Raw genomic sequence first — 20,509 nt, 5'->3', positions numbered from 1 at the left:
TTAATTAATTGTGAATTATTAGTATCTTTTTACTCTTTCCTAATTACAACTAGCTACTTATATTCTATTATCTCCATCCAATAAATCACCTATACCACCCAACAAACTACCTTCTCCTCTTGTTTTATTTCCTGTTTTTGGTGCTAAAGCCAAAACTCTACCAGCCAACCTACTAAATGGCAGCGATTGCACATAAACAGTTCCTGGTCCTTTTAAGGTAGCAAAAAATAAGCCTTCACCACCAAAAACAGTATTTTTTATGCCGCCAACAAACTCAACATCATAATTTACATCTTTTGTAAAGCCCACAACACAACCAGTATCTACTTTTAATACTTCTCCTGCCTGTAATACTTTTTTAGACATATTTCCGCCAGCGTGAACAAAAGCCATTCCGTCGCCTTCTAATTTTTGCATTATAAAACCTTCTCCACCAAATAAACCTCTACCCAGTTTTTTTGAAAACTCTATACCAACTGAAACCCCTTTTGCGGCACATAAAAAAGCATCTTTTTGACACACAAACTTACCGTTCATTTCACTTAAATCAATTGGAAAAATTTGCCCAGGGTATGGAGCTGCAAAAGAAACATGTTTTTTACCGCTACCTACATTAGAAAAAACGGTCATAAACAAACTTTCACCAGTTAACAAGCGTTTTCCTGCTGAGAAAAGCTTCCCTAAAATCCCTTCATCTTGATTTGATCCATCTCCAAAAATAGTTTCCATAGCAATACCATCATTCATCATCATAAAACTTCCCGATTCTGCAACTACACCTTCTTGTGGATCCAATTCAATTTCAACAAATTGCATTTCCTTACCATGTATTTGGTATTCAATTTCATGTGCATTCATAGTCCCAATTTTTAATTATTTTTTTTATTTCAATTTAATACTCCATTCAAATTCATATACTGACACCTGATCTCCATTTTCATTTACACCAACAGATTTCATTGTAATTGTTTGTCCTTCACCTGTTTTAATAGTTCTTTTTAAAGCTTCATCAATTAAATTACCATCGTTACATGTAAAAGTAATTAAACCAACAGCTTTTTTTGTGAAAGCTCCATTATGGTTGGTTACTAACATGGAGATTTTCTTTCCGCTTTCAGTAATTTTTTTGATTACAATTGCTCCTGTAGTTAATTCTGCTGCCATAGATTGTACAGCAAAGTACATTGAATTAAAAGGATTTTGATTTATCCATTTATGCTTAACTGTTACCACAGCTTTAGAATTATCAATTTCTTTAAGCTTAACACCGCATAAATATGCTGATGGTAATTTAAACATTAAAAAGCGTTTCATTTTTTTTACAGTAACCTCCATATAAAATATTTTGAGGTCAAGATAAAAAAAAGTGAACAATTTTCTATTTATTTTGGCTGTTTATTTAGTAGTATCTAACGTAAAAATAAAACTGCTTCCAACACCTTCTTCGCTTTCAACTTTTATAGTTCCATTATTTTGATTTATAAACTCTTTACAAAGTATTAAACCCAAACCTGTACCTTTTTCATTATTTGTTCCTAACGACTTATAGTTTGTTTCTATTTTAAACAATTTTAACCTGTTATCTTCTGAAATACCAACACCAGTATCTTTTATAATTGTTTCAACCACTTGTTTGTTATTGATGGTTTTCTCTTCTGAAATCACTATTATTTCTCCTTTATTGGATGTGAACTTCAAAGCATTTGTTAATAAATTTCTTATAACAGTTGAAACCATTTTTTCATCGGCAAACACAGGTAATATTTCAGGGAAATTAGCAATAATTGTAATTTCTTTTGCTGATGATTTTGCTGAAATCCCTTCAATATTATTTTTTAATAAATTACTTAGATTAAAATTATTTTTAACAGATTTAATACTACCAACCTGCATTCGAGACCATTCAAGTAAGTTTTGAAGTAAATCAAGCGTAAATTTTCCCGATTTATAAATAACATTTGTATACTTTTCTAAATTTGTATATTCTTCTTCTTTTAAATCTTCAATTAGTAATTCAGAAAAACCAATAACACCTGACAATGGGTTTATTAAATCATGTGATATTATTGAAAAAAACTTATCTTTTGTAACATTTTGAATGGTTAATTCTTCTGTTTGATTTTTTAATTTTATATGTGTTTTTATACGTGCTAAAAGTTCATCAGCATTAAAAGGTTTAGTTACATAATCAACACCTCCTGAGTTGAACGCTTTTTTTATACTTTCAGAATCAGTATTTGCTGTTAAATAAATAATTGGAATTTTAGCATTGGCTTCAATGGCTTTAATTCTTTTACAAGTTTCAAAACCATCCATTTCAGGCATTTGTATGTCTAACAAAATTAAATCGGGTGTTGTTTTTTCTAAAATAGACAAGGCTAATTTTCCGCTTTTTGCTACTCTAAAATTATAACCTTTGTCTTTTAATACTCCTGCAACTACTTTTAAATTGTTTGGGTTATCGTCAACTACTAAAATTGTGTCGTTCAATTCTTCCATACTCGTTATTTTAAGAGTTCAACCAATTTACAATGGATTCAAATTCCATATCATTAATATTTTCATCAATAGTATTAAATGTTTTACCTGTATTTATTTCCAAATCATTTAAAAGTTCTTGTAACAACATAAAGTCACCTTCTTCAGCAGCATTTAATAATTTAATTTTAACTTCATCAGGTACATCTGATGGTTCTCCTTCAGCCTTTTTATTGTTCTCTTTCTCTTTGCTTTTATATAAAAACTTAATACCTGCCTTTTCATGCATTTCGGCTAATAACTCATCAAATTTCACTGGCTTTTTTATAAAACTAGTTGCTCCAATTTCCATAATTTCTTTTTGTTCAGACTCTAATGCACTAGCGCTTACAACAAATATTTTTACTTTATGGTCTCCTGCCAATTCTAAAATTTGTCTGGTTGCTTCAACACCATTTAAAACGGGCATTACAACATCCATTAAAAAAATATCAGGTTTCCACTGTTTGTATATTTCAACTGCTTCTTGTCCGTTCTCAGCCATACGAATATCAAACCCTAATGGATTTAATTTTTTATACAAAATATCTCTGTTTTCAAATCTATCATCAACTATAGCTAATTTCATCCCTTTCATTTCAGGGCTTAAAGTTTCAACTTTTAAAACCGCTAAATGTTCCTTTAATAAACTTCCTTCACTTTTATTATATTTAAATGTAAATGAAAACTCAGAACCTTTTCCTAATTCACTATCAACAAAAATATCTCCTTGCATTAAATTTGATAATTTTTTACTTATTGCCAATCCTAAACCTGTACCTCCTTCAGTGTGAGCTCCCTTTTGAGCTTGTTCAAAAGGCTTAAATACAGTTTCATGTTCATCTTTCATTATTCCTTTTCCAGAATCTTTCACTTTAAATAATAGTGTATTATTTTCAGTATTCACTACATGAATTCGAACAAAACCACCAGCTGTAAATTTTAATGCGTTACCAATTAAATTAATCATTATTTGTTTAATTTTTGACTCATCAGCATTTATAATTTTTGGAATATTATGATCAACTGTTAATGACAACTCAATATTTTTTTCTCTAGCCTTTAGCTTAAATAATTGTTCTACTTCTTTTATTAATTCATAGAAATTAAAATCGGTTAATTTTAGAATTACTCTACCAGCTTCAATTTTAGACATATCTAAAATATCATTAATTAGTGATAATAAATGCTCACCGCTTCTATTAATAATATTTATATTTTCATGTTGAATCTTCGTTAAATTATCATCTTCTTGTAACAATTGTGAATACCCTAAAATTGCGTTCATTGGAGTTCTAATTTCATGACTCATATTTGCCAAGAAAATAGACTTTGAAAGATTTGCTGCGGTAGATTCTTCAATTGCAATTTTAAGATGTTCTTCAATTTCTTTTTGAATTGTAATATCTTCTGAAGTACCTACAAGTCCAATTACATTGTTTTCTTCATCAAAAAAAGGTAACTTACTTGTAACATATGTATATGTTTTACCATTTCTTATCTGAGTTTCAGTATAATTTAGTTGTGGTTTACCACTTAACATTATTGAATTCTCATCGGCTTTATACTTTTTAGCATCCTCTTTTTCGTGAAAATCAAAATCAGATTTCCCAATTACATTCTCTTCATTTTCAATATTCATTTCTTCAAGCGAAGAAGCATTACATCCTAAAAAATTTGAATTTCTATCTTTCCAAAAAACTTTTATTGGTATATTATCTAATACATTTCTTAATACTTGTTTAGAAACAATAACTTCGTGTTCAATTTCTTTTTGCTTGGTAATATCTTCTTTAATTGCCAAATAACTTATAACTTTCCCATCATCGTTTTTCACAGGCGTTATTACAACTCGTTCCCAATAAAGTTTTCCTTTTTTTGATCTATTTTGAAACTCCCCAGACCACTCATCACCATTAGAAATAGTTTTCCACATATCAGCATAAACTTCTTTTGGTTGATTACCTGAATTAAGAATACGAGGATTTTTACCAAGAGCTTCAATAAATGTATACCCAGATGTTTCTGTAAATTTTGGATTTACATATTCAATTTCTCCATTAACATTAGTAATAACAATGGTATTAGCACTTTGCTCTACAGCCATGGAGAGTTTTTGCAATTCTTCTTTTTCCTTATTTTGCTGTATTGCAATACTAATATGTGAAGCTACAAATTCTAACAATCCAATATCTGCTTGTTGGTAGGCACTTTCATCATGATAATTTTGCACTACAATTGCACCAATTATTTTATTATTTACACGTAATGGAACACCCAACCAAACTTTTGGAAAAGTACCAATTAATTCAATTTCATTAGTATCAATTAACTTTTTGTACTCTTCTGACTTTATTAATAAAGGTATTTTGTTTTTTATTAAATAACCAGTCATAGATTTCCCTATAGGAAATTCCTCCTCACTTTCTTCACCTGCAATAAACGGAATGCTTAACGTTTGCTTTTCTTCGTTTAAAAAAGCGATGTAAAAATTTGTTGTATCAATTAAAACACCTAATTCCTTTTTAATAAATTTATTAAACTCTTTTAAATTTCGAGTTTTATGTCCTTCTTCAGCAATTTTTAATAAAGTTTTGGATTTTTTTCTTTCAGATACATCTTTTATAACTCCTTCATAATGCAATAATTTACCACTAGCATCTTTTATACTTTTAACATAATCTTCAACCCAAATAGACGTACCATCCTTTTTTCTTACGTGGTACATGTTTATATAATTAGAAAGTTGATCATTAATTACATTTTGACGATCTTCTACATTAAAATAAAGTTGTGATTTAATATCAATAGCCAATAACTCTTCTCTAGAGCTATACCCTAACATTTTTACTAATGATGCATTTACTTCAACAAACTTACCATCAGTTGTACTTTTATAAATACCATTAATTGCATTATCAAATAAACTTTTATATTTATTTTCCTCAATTTGTATATTTCTAATAACTTTTTCCTGCTCTTTAAGAAGTATTAGTAATTCTTCTTTAGATTTATTTTTAACATCCATTCATTAATTTTTATCAATTCAAAACATACATTTATTAACCACAACAACCTATTCATAAACAAAAACATACCAAATATACCATTTTTTAAAAAGTAAACACTTTAAATAAAAGAATAATTTAATGTTAAATAAATGTTAAATGTAAGTACTATGTGTTGCATACTACTATCTTTTATCCATATATTTGCATAAGAAATTACTATATACTTTAAATTATGATCACACAAAACGATAAAAATTACAGTTCAATAACACACCTAAGTGGTTTTGCAGGATGGTTTTTCCCTTTTGGAAACATTATTGCGCCTCTTGTGTTGTGGATGGCAAAAAAAAATGAAAGCACATATATTGATATTCATGGAAAATCTGCTGTAAATTTTCAACTTAGTTTAATACTATACGGGGTTTTATTAGCAATATTATTAATACCAATTGCCATATTTACCTTAGGCCTAGGAATTATAGCAATTGTAATTGGAATAATTCCTGCACTAATTTTAAAAATTATTTTAATTATAACAGCAAGTATGAAAGCAAATAGTGGAGAATATTACGAATATCCATTTACTATAGAATTTATTAAATAGCAATATGCTTTTTAACTATTAAATATAAACTTATGAAGATAGAAAACAAAAAAGCTCAAATGCGAAAAGGAGTTTTAGAATATTGCATACTTTCCATATTACAACATGGAGATGCCTATACCTCTGAAATTTTATCGCACTTAAAAGACGCTAAATTATTAGTTGTTGAAGGAACAGTATATCCTTTATTAACTAGATTAAAAAATGCAGGCTTACTTGCTTATAGATGGGAAGAATCAACATCTGGACCGCCTAGAAAATATTATGCATTAACAGAAACTGGAAAATTATTTTTAAAAGAATTAAACGGCACTTGGAGTGACCTTGTAGAAGCAGTAAACTTAGTAACTACCAAAAAATCAACAAAAAAATGAACAAGACAATAAATATAAATTTAGGAGGCATCTTTTTTCATATTGATGAAATAGCTTATAAAAAGCTAAAACTTTATTTAGATGCTATTAGAAGATCTTTAAGTGATGATCCACAAGGGCGCGATGAAATTATAAATGACATTGAACTTAGAATTGGAGAATTACTTTCTGAAAGAGTGAAAGACGAACGACAAGTTGTTAATGAAAACGACATTGACGAAATAACTAAAATAATGGGGAAACCTGAAGATTATTTAGTTGATGAAGAAATGTTTGATGATGAACAACCTAAATATCGAACAAAAAGTTCATCAAAAAAATTATTTAGAGATGGTGAAGACAAATTTTTAGGCGGTGTATCATCAGGGTTGGCACATTATTTCGGTATAGATTCTTTATGGGTACGATTAGCTTGGGTAGTATTTGTAATTGCAGGTTTTGGAGTTGGAATACCTATTTATATTTTACTTTGGATATTAATTCCTGAGGCAGAATCAACTGCTGAAAAACTTCAAATGAAGGGAGAATCTGTTAACATAAGTAATATAGAACGTAAAATTAGAGAAGAATTTCAAGATGTTACTTCAAGAGTAAAAGATGGTGTTAACGATGTGACTGATAAAGTAAAAAGTTCTGGACTTAAAAACAAAGCAAAATCTGGTTTACAAGAAGTAATTGAAACTCTTGGTAAAATTTTTACTGCAATATTTAATGTATTTGGAAAATTTATTGGAGGGATTTTAATCTTAGTTGCTGCAACCACTTTAATAGCACTTATAATTGGCGGTTTTTCTTGGGGAGGAATTGAGATATTAGGTGTTGGTGACGAATATGTACATTACCCATCAATATTTATAGACTCAATGTTGCCATCTTGGTTATTAATTATCTTTGGTTTTTTTGCTGTAGGAATTCCTTTCATCATATTATTTATGTTAGGTTTAAAAATATTATCAAGCAATGTAAAATCATTTAGTACAACTACAAAACTATCATTTTTAGGAGTATGGATTATTTCTTTACTTGGATTAGGTTTTGCAGGAGCAGATTTTGCAACCAGAACAGCATTTGATGGTGTAAATAACCAAACTGAAGAATTACCAATTGTTGCATTAGATACTTTAAAAGTAAAAATGATTGGCAATGATGATTTATCAGCTAGAAAAGAATTAAGAAGACGTTACAATTCTGAAAAAGTGTATGATAACGATATTGAAAAATTATATTCATCTAGAATTAATGTTGATATTAAATCAACAGATAAAATAAATGCTTTTATTAAAATTAGAAAAGAATCTGAAGGAAAAAATCGTTTAACTGCAAATAATGATGCAGAGTCACTTGAATACCAATTTAATTTAAATGATAAAAATTTAGAATTAAACGGTTATTTTTTATCAGCATTAAAAAGCCAATTTAAAGACCAATTAATTGATATTACAATTCATTTACCACTAAACTCTATAGTTTACTTAGATAGCACAACACGCACTTTTTTATATGATATAGATAATGTACAAAATATTTACGACCGTGATATGCCAAAACATTTCTATAAAATGACTGAAAATGGCCTAAAGTGTTTAGATTGTGACCCAAGTATATTTGGAAACGATTATACAAGTAAACACTTCAATTTAAATATTGATAAAAATGGTCTAAAAATAAAAGTAAAAGACAGTGATGGTGATGCTGAAATTAAATTGGATGAAAACGGTTTAATTATACGATAACTACAATTCAACATAAAAATTCAACAGTTGGTACTTTAAAAATTTGTAGCTCCTAGAATTAAAAATACTTTTGAATACACAAAAAATATAATTATGAAAACAATCACAAAAATAACCGCACTACTTGTAATACTATTTACAACTTCGTCATGTTTTATTGAAGGAATGACAGGAATAAGAGGTAACGGAAATATCGTCTCTGAAGAGAGATCAATACATAAAGACTTTGATGTAATAAAAGTACAGCAAGGTATTAATTTGTATTTAACACAAGGAAACTCAACAGAATTAAGTGTTGAAGCTGATGAAAATATTTTAGACTTATTAGTTACAGAAGTAAAAAATAATGAGCTTAAAGTTTATTTTGAAAAAAATGTTTATAGAGCAAAAGCACGTAATGTTTATTTAACTACTAATGCTATTTCAAAAATACATACATCAAGTGGAGCCTCTGTTAAATCTGAAAATACATTGCAAGTAAATTCATTAGACTTAGACTCAAGTAGTGGTAGCTCTATAACAGTTTATGTAAATGCTGAAGAGGTAACCACATCAACATCAAGTGGCGCAGATATAGATATTTATGGAACAACAAATTCATTATCAGCAAATGCTAGTAGTGGTAGCTCTATAGATGCAGATAGATTAGAAGCTGTAGATGCTTATGCTAGAGCAAGTAGCGGAGCTAATATTGATGTAAATGTATCAGGAAAACTAACTGCAAATGCGAGTAGTGGTGGTGACATAGATTTTGATGGTGAACCAACAAATGTAGATAAAGACACCTCATCAGGAGGTAGTGTATCAAGAAGCTAATTCCAATTTATATATTTAAATTGTTAAGCCAATTCAACTCGTTTGAATTGGCTTTTTACATGAAACAAACTATCTTACAGTTATTATAAATTTGTTAAACTATGATATTCATCACCGAAAATCATTCCAAGTTGCTTACTTTTACGGCTATTTAAAAAACAATACTAATATAATATTGAAGATGACAAAAAAAAGAATAGACCCACACTCGTTTCACATACCAGTAATGGGGCTTGCTTTTACAATAGATAGTCCTATTAAGATTGCCAAATATGGTATTTCATCCGTTATTTCAATTGTAGATGATATTTTAATTGAAAAAATGAATGAGTATTACTCAACTAAATTTGAAATTCCTTTTAAAGCAATTTCAACAAAAGTTGAAGATTATAGAGCAAAAAGAATTACATCATATCTTAATACGGTTGATACTATTGTAAAACATAAGTTTGAAACGCTAAAGAAGAGTTTCGAAGAAAAAAGTAGTGAGTTTGAAAAATATATGGATATGCTTCCTGATTTTTCAGAAATAAAACAAAATTTTGTTGAAACAGTTCATAATAATACACTAAAAGAAGATGTATCTAGTTGGTTTCAAAATAACCTTAAACCAGGTAGTATTGATGTAAATATTATGACTAAGCTTGATAAGCCTAATTATAGTAAAAATGAATTATTACCATCAGAATTTAATGATGCACATGCTGCATTAAGAGGTTTTGCTAATAGTAATTTAGAATCATCGGTAGTCCTTTCTGCTGGTATGAATCCTAGATTGTATAGCTATTTTGAAAAATTTAGTGATTTTTATCCTGATGCAAATGGTTTTCAAAAAAAGAAAATTATTTTAAAAGTAAGTGACTATAGATCTGCTTTAATACAAGGAAAATTTCTTGCAAAAAAAGGATTATGGGTTTCTGAGTATAGAATTGAATCTGGCCTAAACTGTGGTGGACACGCCTTCGCTTCTGATGGATATTTAATGGGGCCTATATTAGAAGAATTTAAAAATCACAAAAATGATTTAATAAGTGATGTTCACAACATTTTAGTTGGAGCTTTAGAAAATAAAGAAAAACACATACCAAGCTCTCCTTTAGAATTAAAAATCACGGCTCAAGGTGGTGTTGGGACTTCTGAAGAACATGAATTTTTATTAGATAATTACAATATTGATTCTGTAGGATGGGGATCTCCTTTTTTATTAGTTCCTGAGGTTTCAACGGTTGATAAACAAACTATTGAAGCATTAAAAGTGGCTAAAGAAAAAGATTTATATTTAAGTAATATTTCTCCTTTGGGTGTTCCCTTTAATAGTTTAAGAGGAAATACCAATGAAATATTTAAGAAAGAACGAATAGTAAATAACAAAGCTGGAAGTTCTTGTCCAAAGAAATTTTTAGCCTCAAATACTGACTATTCTGAAAAAGTTATTTGTACTGCATCTAAAAAATATCAAACTATTAAGTTAAGTGAATTAGAAACTGAAAATTTAACTTCAGATGAATATTCAAAAAAAGCAACTCAAATTACTGATAAAGCATGTTTGTGTGAAGGGTTATCAAATGCCGCATTAATAAATAATAATATTGAGCATAAAGGCGAAAAACAAGGTGTTGCAATTTGTCCAGGACCAAATATGGCGTACTTTTCTAAAGAACTTTCTTTAAAAGAAATGGTGCATCACATTTATGGAAAAGCAAATGTAATTGCTACCAATAACCGTCCACATATGTTTATAAAAGAATTATCTATGTATGTTGATTATTTTTCTAATAAAGTAGATGAATTTAAAGACTCTTTAACCAAAAAAAATGAAAAATATTTAAATACTTTTCAAACTAATTTAGCTGATGGTATTGAATATTATCATCAATTATTTTCATCGTTTGACGTTAACAAAGAGATACTTTTAAGTGAGTTAGATACATTGAAAAATGAGCTGTTTACTATTAAAATACCTATTTTAGTTAATGCTTAATAAAAAAAGGTCTTTCAATTGAAAGACCTTTTTTTATATATTATTTTAAACATTATTTAATCTCCACAATGAAAATTAGCTAGTGTTTTGTTTTCTAATATTTTTAATGTACTATCACGTACTTCAGCCATTAAGATACTTAAGCTACACTTTTCTTCATTCATACAATCATCACATTTTTCGTAATAATTTAAACTTACGCAAGGCAACATTGCTATTGGGCCTTCAAGTAATCTAATTATTGTAGAAATTTTAATTTCGGCTGGTTCTTTCAACAAATAATAGCCACCTCCTTTTCCTTTTTTAGAAGAAAGGATACCACTCTTTTTTAGCGTTAACAATATACTTTCTAAAAATTTTTTGGAAATATTTTCAGAAGTTGAAATATCTGAAATTAAAACAGGTACGTTTTGTTCTTGCTTTGCAAGATAACTGAGTGCTTTAAGTCCGTATTTTGTTTTTTTAGAAAGCATTTTTAAAATTACTAATTTTCAAATTAAATTATATTGTTTTAGGTAAAAAAACTTCAGCCATCATACATCTTGCGCTTCCACCACCACAAGCTTCAATAGTATCTAATGAACTATATAAAATTTCACCGTGTTTTTTTAATTGGTTAATTTGTTGTTTTGTTAAACTTTCAAAAGCGGCATTAGACATTACTGTATAGCGTTTATTATTTGCTCCTGAAACTTGCAACATATTACCCGAAAAACTATTTACTTGCTCTTCTGTAATTGCAATAATTTCTTTTTTATCTTCTTTTAAATGTTTTATTAAATTTTTTCGTTCTTTTTTATCATCAATACTATCTAAACAAATTACTGAAAACTGCTCACCTAAACACATAATTACGTTTGTATGATAAATTGGCAATCTTTTACCATCAACTGTTTGGTTAGAAACAAAAGGAACTGGTGTGTACTCAAATTCTTCACAAAACTCAATAAATAAATCTTCGTCAGCACGTGGTGATAATGCACAGTAAGCTTTACTATTTACTCTATCTAATAATAAACTTCCTGTACCTTCTAAAAATAATTTTTCTTCTTCGGCAGAAGTATAATCTATTACGTTTTCAATTTCAAAACCTAATTCTTCAAGCGTATCTAAAATATCATCTCTTCTTTCTAGTCTTCTATTTTTAGCAAACATTGGGTATAAACCTACATCTCCACTTTCGTGAAAAGAAATCCAATTGTTAGGAAAAATAGAATCTGGCGTATCCGTTTCTTTAATGTCGTTAATAACAATAACATTTACACCAACTGCTTTTAATTTATCTACAAAAATATCAAATTCTTGTAATGCCTTAAATTGAATAGTTTCTGGTGTTAAACTATCTAATACTTTTTGGTAATAATTATTAACTGCTGTCTGTTCATTCATACGAAAAGACACTGGACGAATCATTAAAATGGTATTTGTAATCTGCTTCATAATTTAATCTCTAATTAAAGGCATTGTTGAACATCTTAATAAACCTTCTTGCTTAGCAATTTCTGCATATGGTATTTCTTCAACTGTAAATCCGTTTTCTCTTAACCAATTATTTAATCTTGTAAAATTTTGTTCAGAAACTACAACTTCATTTGAAATTGAAAACACATTTGAAAACATTTGATACATCTCATCTTTTGTAATATGAAATAAGTTTTCTTTTCCAAATAAATTTACTAAATAATTGTAATCCTCTTCATTCTTAAATCCTTCTTTATGAATAATTGCGTTGTTATTACCCACTGGCTGAAAGCAACAATCTAAATGTAACGCATTTTCTTTAGCATTGGTGTTAGATTTTACTAAATCAAATTCTTTTACAATTTTGGTTGGAAATAATTCTTTAATAAAATTTACACCTTTCATATTGGTACGAGCTGTAATAAACTGCTCGTAATCAATACCTTTATAAGTTCCTATAAAAATATGATTTTTCCATAACATAACATCACCACCTTCAAAATGAATATCGTTGGTAGTTTCTATAATATTAACTGAATCAATTTCATTTAAAACATATTGTATAGCCTCTATTTCCTTTTCTCTATCAGGTAAAATATTAGATTTAATTAATTTATCTTCAATAACAAAAGCAATGTCCCTTGAAAATATTTGATTATAATCATTAATTACATTTGGTCTATAAACCTTTACATCATACTTTTCAAACACTTTATTTAGCGCTTCCATTTCAACAACCATGTTCTTTTCTAATGGATATGTACCTGCTTTTATATGCTCTTTTGATTTTGGATCATAAGCATCTTCAATTTTAGGTGTAGGACCATTACCTTTTGCGGTTCCTAAAACAACAGCTCTAAGACGAGATGTCTCATCTTGAACATTCAATTTTATCATATCTCTAAAATTTTGATGTAAAAATAAAAAAACCCCATAAATTAATACGAGGTTTTAGCAATTATTTAAAATTGAATATTATCTTTCTTCAAAGGATTTGAATGTACGTAATGTTTCACCAGTATATAATTGACGTGGACGACCAATTGGCTCTCCATTCTCACGCATTTCTTTCCACTGAGCAATCCAACCTGGTAAACGTCCAATTGCAAACATTACCGTAAACATTTCAACAGGCACTCCTAAAGCTCTATAAATAATTCCTGAATAAAAATCTACATTAGGATATAACTTACGTTCTGCAAAGTACTCATCTTTTAAGGCTACTTCCTCTAAATGTTTAGCTATATCTAAAATTGGGTCATTTAAATTTAAATCTTGGAATAATTCATCAGCCGCTTTTTTAATAATACGAGCTCTTGGATCGAAGTTTTTATATACTCTGTGCCCAAATCCCATTAAACGGAATGGATCATTTTTATCTTTTGCTTTATTTATAAACTTATCTACATCTCCTCCATCTTTTTGAATTTCCTCAAGCATTTCTAACACAGCTTGGTTTGCACCTCCATGCAATGGCCCCCAAAGAGCAGATACACCTGCAGAAATTGAAGCAAATAAACCTGCTGCTGATGATCCAGCAATACGTACAGTTGAAGTAGAACAATTTTGCTCGTGATCTTCGTGTAATATTAAAAGTTCATCTAATGCTCTTACAGCAATTGGGTTTAATTTAAACTCTTCAGTAGGTATTTTAAACATCATTTGCATAATGTTTGAAATATAATCTAATGAATTATCTGAATAGTTTAACGGTAAACCTTTATTTATTCTATGCGCCCAAGAAGCTAAAACTGGAAATTTTGCCAATAACCGTACAATAGCTTGGTACATATCTTCTTTAGAGTTAACATTTACTGTACCTGGGTTAAATGCAGTTAAAGCACTTGTTAATGACGATAACACTCCCATTGGGTGTGCTATTTTTGGAAAACCATCAATAATGTTTTTCACTTCTTCATTTACCATTGAATGTGACTTAATATCGTCTTCAAATTTATTGAATTCAGCCTTCGTAGGTAATTCTCCAAATATTACTAAATAAGCAACTTCTAAAAAGCTAGCCTTTTTAGTTAATTCTTCAATAGCATAGCCTCTATGACGTAAAATTCCTTTTTCACCATCTAAAAAAGTGATTTTACTTTCACATGAGCCAGTATTTTTAAAACCTGGATCTAAAGTTATAACACCTTTTGTAGCTCCTCTAAGTGAGCTAATATCTATGGCAACTTCGTTTTCGGTTCCTATCAGTACAGGAAATTCATACTTTTTACCATCTATTTCTAAAATCGCTTTATTTGGCATCGCTTTTCTATATAATTTAAATTAATAATATATTGTTTTTGAATAACGAATTTAATGAATTTTAAAGTATTTTGAAAGAAATTACCTTATTGATTTATGCTCCATGTATATATTGTTACAAACATAAAAAGCTGGAATAAATTCCAGCTTTTTTTTATAATAATATAATATTTGTTTTATTAAATTTTGAATGCGTTATTTTGAGGGTAATATGCAACACTACCTAACTCTTCTTCAATTCTTAATAATTGATTATATTTTGCCATTCTATCTGAACGAGATGCAGATCCTGTTTTAATTTGGCCTGTGTTTAAGGCTACAGCTAAATCAGCAATTGTAGTATCTTCAGTTTCTCCTGAACGGTGAGACATTACAGATGTAAATCCTGCATTATGAGCCATATTTACTGCTGCAATAGTTTCAGTTAAAGTACCTATTTGATTAACTTTAATTAAAATTGAATTCGCAATATTGTTTTCAATACCTCTTGAAAGTCTTTCAACATTAGTAACAAATAAATCATCACCAACTAATTGAACTTTATCTCCAATTTTTTCTGTTAAATATTTCCAACCATCCCAGTCGTTTTCATCCATACCATCTTCAATTGAAATAATAGGGTATTTTGCAGATAATTCAGCTAAATAGTCAGCTTGTTCTTCAGAAGTTCTAATAACTCCTTTATCACCTTCAAATTTAGTGTAATCGTACTTTCCATTCACATAAAATTCAGCAGCTGCACAATCTAATGCTAACATTACTTCATCTCCTGGTTTGTATCCTGCGTTTTCAATTGCTTTTAACACAGTTTCTATAGCATCTTCAGTTCCGTCAAAAGTTGGAGCAAATCCACCTTCATCACCTACTGCAGTACTTAAGCCTCTATCGTGAATTAATTTTTTAAGATTGTGAAATATTTCACTACCCATTTTTATAGCTTCTGTAAAATTAGTTGCTTTTACAGGCATAATCATAAATTCTTGAAACGCAATTGGAGCATCTGAATGTGAGCCTCCATTAATAATATTCATCATTGGTACAGGTAGCGTATTAGCACTAACACCTCCAACATAACGATATAATGGAATTTCTAACTCATTTGCTGCTGCTTTCGCTGCGGCTAATGAAACACCTAAAATAGCATTTGCGCCTAATTTAGATTTATTTTTTGTTCCATCTAAATCAATCATCAATTGATCAATTAAATTTTGTTCAAAAACTGAAGTTCCTAAAAGTTCTTCAGCAATAATTTCATTTACATTTTTTACAGCTGTTAAAACTCCTTTTCCCATGTAATCTTTTCCTCCATCACGTAGTTCCATTGCTTCGTGTTCTCCTGTTGAAGCTCCTGATGGAACTGCTGCTCTACCTAAAACTCCGTTTTCAGTTACTACATCAACTTCTACAGTTGGATTTCCTCTTGAATCAAATATTTGACGTGCATGAACACTTATAATCATACTCATATTCTTCTTGTTTTTATGGTTATTTTTATTACTTCAAAGTTACAAATTTAAGGCTAAATGGTATTTGATTTCACCCCTTTTATACGATAACGTTTTCGTTTTAATTATGATAAAAAAAGCCATTAATAACAATGTTAATGGCTTTTAGTTTTTATTTTTTTGATGTTTTAATATTTTCAATAAATTGATCAAATAAGTAAGATGAATCATGTGGCCCAGGACTTGCTTCTGGATGGTATTGAACTGAAAAACAATTTTTATTTTTCATTCTCATTCCTGCTAATGTTTCATCATTTAAATGAATATGAGTTACTTCAAAATCCTTATGGGTTTCAACATCTACTCTCTTTACAACAAATCCATGATTTTGTGAAGTAACCTCTCCTTTTCCAGTAAGTACATTTTTTACAGGATGGTTAATACCTCTATGTCCATTATGCATTTTAAAAGTAGAAATACCATTTGCAAGCGCAATTACTTGATGTCCTAAACAAATTCCAAATAAAGGTAAATCACGCTTTATTATTTCTCTTGCTAATTCTTGTGCTTCTTTTAAAGGTTCTGGATCACCAGGACCATTTGATAAGAAAAATCCATCAGGATTAAAAGCATTCATTTCTTCAAAAGTAGCATTAAAAGGAAATACTTTAATATAGCAACCACGGTTGGCTAAATTTTTTAAAATATTCTTTTTTATACCAATATCTAAGGCTGAAATTTTAATTGGAGCATTTTCGTCTCCAAAAAAATAAGGTTCTTTAGTAGAAACTTTAGAGGCTAACTCCAAACCGTTCATATCTGGAACAGATTTTAATTGTTCTTTTAAAACCTCAATATTGGTTTCGGTAGAAATTACGGCGTTCATAGCTCCTTTATCTCTTATATAACGTACAACTGCTCTGGTGTCTACGTCTGAAATTGCCATTAAGTTCTCCTTTTCAAAATAATTTTCTAATGAGTCATCTGCATCTTCTCTCGAGTAATTAAAACTAAAATTTTTACAAACCAACCCTGCAATTTTAATTGAATCTGATTCAACTTCATCATTATTTACACCATAATTACCAATATGTGCATTGGTAGCTAACATTAATTGTCCAAAATAAGAAGGGTCGGTAAAAATCTCTTGGTAACCTGTCATACCTGTATTGTAACAAATTTCACCAAAAGATGTACCATCTCTTCCAATTGACTTACCTTCAAAAACTGTTCCGTCTGCTAAAAGCAAAATTGCTTTTTTACGTTGTGTGTACTTCATTTTCTGTATCAAAAATTATATAATATTACTTGAATTTTCAAATATGTATTTAAATATTTTAACTACATCATTTACCTTTTTATAAGATAAATTTTCCTTTTTAACAAAGCTCTTTAATTGATTTTTATCAATTTCGTCATTTATTAAATCTAAAATACTATTTTTATCAAGCTCTACTTTTTTAAAAATCTCACCCGATTTTATTAAGTAATTATGCGAAACTAGTGACTTTGTTTTACCAAGAGTACGACCTCCTAAACGGTTATCGATACCTTGTTGAAATTTAATATCATATTTTTTTAAAAATAATTTATTTCCTGTTTCAAATAACACTTCATAAAAAGAATTGCCAATATTTTTAAATATTAAATTATTTATTGATACAGAATCTATTTCAGATGTTTTAAAAGAAAATAATTTATCTCTTGTAATTCTACTATCAAAAGAATTAGTTGTTATATTAAAATTTATATTTGAAAGTTTATATATTTTATTATCTAAAAATAAGACCCCACTATTATTCCAATTAGTAAACGTATAAAGATCATTATTTTTATCCTTTAAACTTCCTATAAACTCAACTCCTTCATTAGTTATTAATCTACTTTCAATTCGCTTAATAGTTATTCTTTGTCCATAAGAATTATTAATGACCAAAAAGAAAAACAATACAATTTTAAAAATATTTTTCATAGTTATATCTTTTTATATGCACAAATGGGATAAACTTTAAAAAAGCTTATCCCATTTTGTATCGTTAAAAAGTTTTCATTAATTTGTTTCTTTACTTTCTTCAGTAATTTCAACAACTTCTTCTACTTTTTTTGTTTTACCTCTACGGGTAGTTTTCTTTTTCTTAGCGCCGTTTGGATTGTAGGTTGTATTGTAATCAACTAGTTCAACCATTGCCATAGGAGCATTATCTCCTTGACGGTTCCCTAATTTAATAATACGAACGTATCCTCCAGGTCTATCTGCAACTTTTACTGAAACTTCTTTAAACAATTCAGTAACTGCATATTTATTTCTTAAGTAACTAAATACAACTCTACGGTTATGTGTAGTATCATTTTTAGACTTTGTAATTAATGGCTCAACAAATTGACGTATAGCTTTTGCTTTTGCAACTGTTGTATTAATACGCTTGTGCTCAATTAATGAACAAGCCATATTAGCAAACATTGCTTTTCTATGCGCTGTTTGTCTTCCTAAGTGATTAAATTTCTTTCCGTGTCTCATCTCTTATATTGTCTTAATTAAAACCGAAGTTTTAACTTAATCTTTATCTAATTTATATTTACTTAAATCCATACCAAAGTTTAAACCTTTATTATGAACTAATTCATCTAATTCAGTTAAAGATTTTTTTCCAAAGTTACGGAACTTCATTAAGTCATTTTTATTAAATGATACTAAGTCTCCTAATGTATCAACTTCTGCAGCTTTTAAACAATTTAGTGCTCTTACAGATAAATCCATATCAACTAATTTTGTTTTTAGTAACTGACGCATATGTAATGATTCTTCATCATATGTTTCAGTTTGTGCAATCTCATCAGCTTCTAATGTAATACGCTCATCAGAGAATAACATAAAGTGATGGATTAATATTTTAGCAGCTTCAGTTAAAGCATCTTTAGGTGCAATTGAACCATCAGTAGCAATATCAAAAACTAATTTTTCGTAATCAGTTTTTTGCTCTACACGGAAATTTTCAACGCCATATTTTACATTTTTAATTGGTGTAAAAATTGAGTCTGTGAAAATTGTTCCAAGTGCTACTCCAGATTTTTTATTCTCTTCTGCTGGTACAAAACCTCTTCCTTTTTCTATAGAAATTTCAAAATCTAATTTTACAGATTTTTCCATATTACAAATAACTAAGTCGTGGTTTAAAACCTGAAAACCTGAAATATATTTCTGTAAATCTCCTGCAGTTAATTGCTCTTGATTAGAAATTGAAATATTAACAGTTTCTCTATCTGAATCTTCAATTTGTTTCTTAAAACGTACTTGTTTTAAGTTCAAAATAATTTCAGTTACGTCTTCAACAATACCTTTTACAGTTGAAAATTCGTGTTCAATACCTTCAATACGAAGTGATGTTATTGCAAAACCTTCTAATGAAGATAAAAGCACTCTTCTTAAAGCATTTCCTACTGTTAAACCAAAACCTGGTTCTAACGGTCTAAATTCAAATCTACCATTAAAATCGGTAGAATCAATCATAATTACTTTATCGGGCTTTTGAAAATTTAAAATTGCCATAATTGAATTGGTATCTTTAAAATTATTTAGAGTATAACTCTACTATTAATTGTTCCTTAATATTTTCTGGAATTTGCATTCTTTCAGGAACGCTTACAAAATTACCTTGTTTTGTTTCTGAATTCCAAGTAAGCCATTCATAAATATCGTTTTTTCTGCTTGCTAAAGAGTCATCAATTATTATTAATGATTTTGATTTTTCTCTTACAGCAACTAGATCACCAGCATTTAAAGAATATGAAGGAATATTTACTAACTCGCCATTAACAGTTATATGACGGTGAGATACTAATTGACGTGCTGCACTACGACTTGGAGCAACTCCTAATCTATAAACAACATTATCTAAACGAGATTCACAAAGTTGTAATAAAATTTCACCTGTTACACCTGTAGATGCAGAGGCTTTTTTAAATAAATTTGAAAATTGTTTTTCTAAAATACCATACGTATATTTAGCTTTTTGCTTTTCAGACAACTGCATTGCGTATTCAGATTTTTTCCCTCTACGTCTGTTGTTTCCGTGTTGTCCTGGAGGATAATTTCTTTTTTCAAAAGATTTATCTTCTCCAAATATTGCTTCACCAAATTTACGAGCAATTTTAGTTTTTGGTCCTGTATATCTTGCCATTTTTTATATTTATGTGATAGGGACTATGAATTAAGGCTAATCCTTCGATAATCTAAATCCTATCTGTTAAAAATTAATTTAATTATACTCTTCTTCTTTTTGGAGGTCTACATCCGTTATGTGGTGC

19 protein-coding genes are annotated in these 20,509 nt (G+C 28.9%); 5 read left to right on the top strand and 14 right to left on the bottom strand.

Annotation, left to right across the window (positions count from 1 at the left end):
- Positions 1-57: 57 nt before the first annotated feature.
- Genes GQ540_RS05665 through GQ540_RS05650 form a run of 4 tightly spaced genes read right to left on the bottom strand, consistent with a single transcriptional unit; the run spans position 58 to position 5,545 of the window.
- Positions 58-858, bottom strand: coding sequence for a TIGR00266 family protein (locus GQ540_RS05665; RefSeq protein ID WP_291798601.1), 801 nt, complete (start codon positions 856-858; stop codon positions 58-60).
- 24 nt (positions 859-882) lie between these two features.
- Positions 883-1,335, bottom strand: coding sequence for a DUF4442 domain-containing protein (locus GQ540_RS05660; RefSeq protein ID WP_291798599.1), 453 nt, complete (start codon positions 1,333-1,335; stop codon positions 883-885).
- A gap of 60 nt (positions 1,336-1,395) precedes the next feature.
- Positions 1,396-2,499, bottom strand: coding sequence for a hybrid sensor histidine kinase/response regulator (locus tag GQ540_RS05655; protein ID WP_291798597.1), 1,104 nt, complete (start codon positions 2,497-2,499; stop codon positions 1,396-1,398).
- A 10-nt stretch (positions 2,500-2,509) separates the two neighbouring features.
- Complete coding sequence (locus tag GQ540_RS05650) at positions 2,510-5,545, bottom strand: PAS domain S-box protein (protein ID WP_291798594.1); 3,036 nt, start codon at positions 5,543-5,545, stop codon at positions 2,510-2,512.
- Between the two features lie 215 nt (positions 5,546-5,760).
- Between GQ540_RS05650 and GQ540_RS05645 the strand changes: the two genes are divergently transcribed.
- The 5 genes from GQ540_RS05645 to GQ540_RS05625 all read left to right on the top strand — a co-directional run bounded on the left by GQ540_RS05645 (position 5,761) and on the right by GQ540_RS05625 (position 11,036).
- Positions 5,761-6,132, top strand: a complete 372-nt coding sequence (locus GQ540_RS05645; protein WP_291798591.1) for a DUF4870 domain-containing protein — start codon at positions 5,761-5,763, stop codon at positions 6,130-6,132.
- A 32-nt stretch (positions 6,133-6,164) separates the two neighbouring features.
- Positions 6,165-6,506: a PadR family transcriptional regulator gene (locus tag GQ540_RS05640; protein ID WP_291798588.1), complete on the top strand. Its 342-nt coding sequence runs from the start codon at positions 6,165-6,167 to the stop codon at positions 6,504-6,506.
- On the top strand, positions 6,503-8,239 hold the full coding sequence (locus GQ540_RS05635; RefSeq protein WP_291798585.1) for a PspC domain-containing protein: 1,737 nt from the start codon (positions 6,503-6,505) through the stop codon (positions 8,237-8,239). Before GQ540_RS05640 ends, GQ540_RS05635 begins: the two co-directional genes overlap by 4 nt.
- A 93-nt stretch (positions 8,240-8,332) precedes the next feature.
- Positions 8,333-9,055: a head GIN domain-containing protein gene (locus GQ540_RS05630; RefSeq protein WP_291798583.1), complete on the top strand. Its 723-nt coding sequence runs from the start codon at positions 8,333-8,335 to the stop codon at positions 9,053-9,055.
- 181 nt (positions 9,056-9,236) lie between these two features.
- Entirely contained in the window at positions 9,237-11,036 is a 1,800-nt protein-coding gene (locus GQ540_RS05625; protein ID WP_291798580.1) for a hypothetical protein, read from the top strand.
- Between the two features lie 56 nt (positions 11,037-11,092).
- On the opposite strand, the gene GQ540_RS05620 is transcribed toward GQ540_RS05625, so the two are convergent.
- From GQ540_RS05620 to rpsD, 10 genes are all read right to left on the bottom strand, one after another.
- Positions 11,093-11,509 carry an Rrf2 family transcriptional regulator gene (locus GQ540_RS05620; RefSeq protein ID WP_291798577.1) on the bottom strand — a complete coding sequence of 139 codons (417 nt, stop codon included), beginning with the start codon at positions 11,507-11,509 and terminating at the stop codon, positions 11,093-11,095.
- A 28-nt stretch (positions 11,510-11,537) separates the two neighbouring features.
- A complete protein-coding gene (ctlX, locus tag GQ540_RS05615) occupies positions 11,538-12,476 on the bottom strand; it encodes a citrulline utilization hydrolase CtlX (protein WP_291798574.1) in 939 nt (312 codons plus the stop codon).
- A gap of 3 nt (positions 12,477-12,479) precedes the next feature.
- Positions 12,480-13,394, bottom strand: a complete 915-nt coding sequence (locus tag GQ540_RS05610) for a dimethylarginine dimethylaminohydrolase family protein (RefSeq protein WP_291798571.1) — start codon at positions 13,392-13,394, stop codon at positions 12,480-12,482.
- A 78-nt stretch (positions 13,395-13,472) separates the two neighbouring features.
- Positions 13,473-14,759, bottom strand: coding sequence for a citrate synthase (locus GQ540_RS05605; protein WP_291798568.1), 1,287 nt, complete (start codon positions 14,757-14,759; stop codon positions 13,473-13,475).
- A gap of 179 nt (positions 14,760-14,938) precedes the next feature.
- Positions 14,939-16,225, bottom strand: coding sequence for a phosphopyruvate hydratase (gene eno, locus GQ540_RS05600; RefSeq protein WP_291798565.1), 1,287 nt, complete (start codon positions 16,223-16,225; stop codon positions 14,939-14,941).
- Positions 16,226-16,376: 151 nt separating this feature from the next.
- A complete protein-coding gene (carA, locus tag GQ540_RS05595; protein ID WP_291798562.1) occupies positions 16,377-17,483 on the bottom strand; it encodes a glutamine-hydrolyzing carbamoyl-phosphate synthase small subunit in 1,107 nt (368 codons plus the stop codon).
- A gap of 15 nt (positions 17,484-17,498) precedes the next feature.
- Entirely contained in the window at positions 17,499-18,176 is a 678-nt protein-coding gene (locus GQ540_RS05590) for a hypothetical protein (protein WP_291798559.1), read from the bottom strand.
- Between the two features lie 78 nt (positions 18,177-18,254).
- Positions 18,255-18,722 carry a 50S ribosomal protein L17 gene (gene rplQ, locus GQ540_RS05585; protein ID WP_291798556.1) on the bottom strand — a complete coding sequence of 156 codons (468 nt, stop codon included), beginning with the start codon at positions 18,720-18,722 and terminating at the stop codon, positions 18,255-18,257.
- Positions 18,723-18,758: 36 nt separating this feature from the next.
- On the bottom strand, positions 18,759-19,751 hold the full coding sequence (locus tag GQ540_RS05580) for a DNA-directed RNA polymerase subunit alpha (RefSeq protein ID WP_291798552.1): 993 nt from the start codon (positions 19,749-19,751) through the stop codon (positions 18,759-18,761).
- A gap of 22 nt (positions 19,752-19,773) precedes the next feature.
- Positions 19,774-20,382 (bottom strand): 30S ribosomal protein S4, encoded by a 609-nt coding sequence (gene rpsD / locus GQ540_RS05575; protein ID WP_291798549.1) that lies wholly within the window; start codon positions 20,380-20,382, stop codon positions 19,774-19,776.
- Positions 20,383-20,509: the final 127 nt, after the last annotated feature.

This window comes from Lutibacter sp. (assembly GCF_013139515.1).
Classification (GTDB): domain Bacteria; phylum Bacteroidota; class Bacteroidia; order Flavobacteriales; family Flavobacteriaceae; genus Lutibacter.
This window is presented reverse-complemented; position numbering and strand designations above follow the sequence as displayed.